The organism is Streptococcus mitis (genome assembly GCF_003944325.1).
Taxonomy (GTDB): Bacteria; Bacillota; Bacilli; order Lactobacillales; family Streptococcaceae; genus Streptococcus; species Streptococcus mitis_CW.
This window is the reverse complement of sequence record NZ_RJPX01000118.1, coordinates 1-531: the sequence shown is the minus strand read 5'-3', so window position 1 is coordinate 531 and position 531 is coordinate 1. Positions and strand designations below refer to the sequence as shown.

General features: G+C 48.3%; 1 protein-coding gene. It reads right to left on the bottom strand.

Features of this window, described 5'->3' with window-relative positions:
- On the bottom strand, positions 1–531 hold a 531-nt coding region (locus D8787_RS12015; protein WP_185776816.1), incomplete at both ends, for an SIALI-17 repeat-containing surface protein.

Below are 531 nucleotides of genomic sequence, written 5' to 3'. Positions count from 1 at the left end.
TTCATGTCCTAGCTCTTGCGTCCCTTTGGTCGCTATTGGATTAGTGTACTCTGGCGCTTCTTCTCGGACTACAGCTTCGCCTTCATGATCCGGTTCTTGCGTGCCTTTGGTTTCTAGTGGTTTAGTATATTCTGGAGTTTCCTCGCGAACTGCAGCTTCGCCTTCATGACCCAGTTCTTGTGTTCCTTTTGTTGCCACCGGGTTTGTGTATTCTGGTAAATCTTCGCGAACTACTGATTCTCCCTCATNTCCNAGTTCTTGCGTGCCTTTTGTCACTACTGGATCAGTGTACTCTGGTAACTCGTTAACCGCCGATTCTCCTTCATGNCCTNGNTCTTGNGTNCCTTTNGTNGCTANTGGATNAGTGTACTCTGGTAACTCCGGTTGGACCTCTGATTCTCCTTCATGTCCTGGCTCTTGTGTTCCTTTTGTCGCTACTGGATTAGTGTACTCTAGTAACTCGTTAACCGCTGATTCTCCCTCACGTCCTGGTTCTTGCGTGCCTTTGGTCGCTACTGGATCAGTGTATTC